This is a genomic window from Thermodesulfovibrionales bacterium (assembly GCA_035622735.1).
Lineage (GTDB): Bacteria > Nitrospirota > Thermodesulfovibrionia > Thermodesulfovibrionales > UBA9159 > DASPUT01.
In genome coordinates this window covers 1-3,244 of record DASPUT010000204.1, presented here as the reverse complement: position 1 = coordinate 3,244, position 3,244 = coordinate 1, and the positions used below count along the sequence as shown (strand labels likewise).

Annotated in this window: 3 protein-coding genes; 1 reads left to right on the top strand and 2 read right to left on the bottom strand. The window is 53.4% G+C overall.

Annotated features, from left to right (window positions below):
- Positions 1-649, top strand: a 649-nt coding sequence (locus VEI96_10860) for a nucleoside recognition domain-containing protein (protein HXX58491.1), incomplete at its 5' end; no start/stop codon positions are given.
- Positions 650-670: 21 nt separating this feature from the next.
- Here VEI96_10860 and VEI96_10855 read toward each other — a convergent pair.
- Both VEI96_10855 and VEI96_10850 read right to left on the bottom strand, forming a co-directional pair.
- Positions 671-2,860 (bottom strand): bifunctional (p)ppGpp synthetase/guanosine-3',5'-bis(diphosphate) 3'-pyrophosphohydrolase, encoded by a 2,190-nt coding sequence (locus VEI96_10855; GenBank protein ID HXX58490.1) that lies wholly within the window; start codon positions 2,858-2,860, stop codon positions 671-673.
- 109 nt (positions 2,861-2,969) lie between these two features.
- Positions 2,970-3,244, bottom strand: a 275-nt coding sequence (locus VEI96_10850) for an acetate--CoA ligase family protein (protein HXX58489.1), incomplete at its 5' end; no start/stop codon positions are given.

Below are 3,244 nucleotides of genomic sequence, written 5' to 3'. Positions count from 1 at the left end.
CGCGCTCGCCATTCCCTGTTCGGCACAAATCGGCGTTATCCTCGGCATGCTCGGTGCCCTCTCCTTCAAGGCGACGATCATCTGGACAGGCAGCGTGCTCGTAACGCTCCTGCTCTCGGGCTTTCTCGCCTCAAAGATCGTCAAGGGGGAGAGAACCGATTTCTTTCTCGAAATACCCCCGATGAGAAGGCCCGATGCGATGAACATTCTGATAAAGACCGCGGGAAGGGCCGAATGGTACCTCAAGGAGGCGGTGCCTCTCTTCATTCTCGGCACCTTCATACTCTTCGTCCTCCATAAGATCAATCTCCTCGTTGTCCTCGAAAAAGCGGCGTCACCAATTGTTGTAAATTTCATAGGTCTCCCGGAACAGACGACAGAGTCGTTCATTCTCGGTTTTCTGAGAAGGGATTATGGCGCAGCAGGCCTCTTTACCATGGCTGAAAAAGGACTCCTCACGCCGGTGCAGTCGGTGGTGAGCCTTGTTACGATCACCCTCTTCATCCCCTGTCTTGCCAATTTCTTCATGATCGTGAAAGAAAGAGGGCTGCAGATGGCGTTGGGGATGGCAGCTGTCGTATTCCCGCTCGCGTTTCTCGGAGGCGGGGCGTTGAACTGGATACTCACAGCCCTTCAGGTGAGGCTCTGAAGGCCTCTCCTGACGTTCGGCTCATCTCTTTACCCTGAGAACTCCCTCGGTCTGCGCTATCTTCTGAATGAGGCCATTGAGCTGCCTCTTGTCCTTCACTTCGAGATTGAAAACGATATGGGCCTTTTTATCCTGAGTCGTGTTTGCGGTCATATGACTTATATTCACGTTTACCGTTGCTATCAGGGCGCCCAATTCCGCTATGATGCCCGGTCTGTCGATCGTCTCGACGAGGATTCTCGTCGTCGTTGTCGTCTCCTCGCCGGGTTTCCAGTCTACCTCGATGAGCCGTGCATCATCGATGGTGAGCCTCTCGAGGTTCGGGCAGTCCCTCCGGTGTATCGTCACGCCCTTGCCCCTCGTGACAAAACCGACGAGACTGTCTCCGGGCACCGGCAGACAACACTTCGCCGTGTGGTAAAGGATATGATCGATTCCCTTTATGCTGATCCCCTTGTGTTCTCTCTCCGGTCTTAATCCCTTCTGGACGAGGTCTTCCTGAGGGGCTCCGAGAAGGTCCTGGGGTTTTCGGAGATGGGCCTCGGGTGGTTTTCCGGGAAGGAGCCTGTTCGCCACCTGATGGGGCGTCACCTTGCCGTATCCGACTGATACGAGGAGATCGTCATAGGTCTGCATGCCGAAAGCCTTGGCGACCGCTTCCGTCTCTTCCGCCTTCAATGCCGAAGGTTTGACATGATGCCTTTTCAATTCGACTTCGAGAAGCTTTGCGCCCAATTCGATGCTCTGTTTCCTCTCTTCCGCCTTGATCCATTGTTTAATCCTGCCCTTCGCGCGCTGCGTGACCACGAACTTGAGCCAGTCCCTGCTCGGCCCGTGCGCGGGGGACGTTATGATCTCCACGGTATCGCCGTTTTTCAGCTGATACTTCAGCGGCACGATCCTCCCGTTGATCTTTGCTCCTATACATTTATGACCGACTTGCGTGTGGATTCCGTATGCGAAATCAACGGGAGTTGAACCGACGGGGAGTTCCTGTATCTCACCCTTCGGAGTGAAGACATAGACGACCTCGGGGACAACCTCGCCCTTGACCGCCTCCATGAAATCTCTAGCGTCGGGGAGTTCCTTCTGCGTGTGAATCAACTCTCTGAGCCACGAGATATACTGGCTGTCCTTCTGTTTGAGAGACTCTCTCTCTTTGTACCTCCAGTGAGACGCTATTCCCTCTTCAGCAATCTTGTTCATTTCATCGGTGCGTATCTGAAATTCGACCCGTTCTCCCTTCGGCCCTATCACCGTCGTATGGAGGGACTGGTACATATTCGACTTTGGCATGGCGATGTAATCCTTAAATCTGCCGGGAATCGGGGTCCAGAGAGAATGGATCAGCCCCATGATCGTATAACAGTTCGCCTTCGTATCGGTAATGATTCTCAACCCTAAAACATCATGGACCTGGTCAAAGGTGATCCTCTGCTTCTGCATCTTCTGATAGATTCCGTAGAAGTGCTTGACCCTCCCCGAGACCCTGCCGTAAATGCCGGCGTCTCGCAGCTTCTCCTCCACGGTCAGCATGACTTCTTTCAGGTAGCCTTCCTGCTCCTCTTTCCTCTTCGCGACTTTCAGAGCCAGTTCTTCAAAGAGCTCGGGCATGAGGAACTTAAAACCCAGGTCTTCAAATTCAAGACGCAACCATCCGATACCGAGTCTGTTCGCCAGGGGTGCGTATATCTCGAGGGTCTCGGTGGCTATCCTCTGACGCTTGTTTTCAGGGAGGAATTGCAGTGTCCTCATGTTGTGGAGTCTGTCGGCAAACTTAATGAAGATTACGCGGATGTCCTCCGACATAGCGAGAAGCATTTTCCGGAAGTTTTCCGCCTGCGCCTCTTCCTTTGTCTTGAACTCTATCCTGCTCAGCTTTGTGAGGGAATCAACAAGAAACGCTATCTCGTTCCCGAACAGCTCCTTCACGTCCCTTGTCGACGTGCCCGTGTCTTCAACGGTGTCATGAAGCAGACCCGCGGCGATGGCCGCAATATCCATCTTCATGCCGGCGAGGATATCGGCCACGGAAAGCGGATGGCCTATATAGGGCGTCCCTTCAACCCTCGTCTGGCTGCAATGCGCCTCCCGCGAAAAGACATAGGCATTCTTCAGGAGGCTTACGTCCGCTTTCGGGTTGTAGGAGAGAACCTTCTTGGTCAGAGAATGGATGCTGACTGCCTCTTCAGACATAATTTTATTATACAACTTTTGTACTCTCCTGAATGGCCCGGCAATTGACGCTAGAGCCGGGATTCAAAAGGATTTATCCGTTATGGGCAGAAAGAAACCGCGGGATGAGAGAGAAATAAGGGCCTCAGGCAGCGGGAGCTACGACAGACATCTTTGCGTCCAGTACCACCGCGCCTTTCGGATAGAGCGCTATCGGGTTTAAATCTATCTCTTCAATGAGTCCCGTCGCCATCATCTCGGAGATGGTGACGATAATCCCGACAAGTCGCTGCAGGTCTGCCGGGGGATTGCCTCTATAGCCCTCGAGGAGCCGGTGGCCTTTAACCTGTTTTATAAGCCATAGTGCATCCTCTCCTGACAGAGGGGCGAGTCCGAAAGCGACATCCTTGAACAATTCGA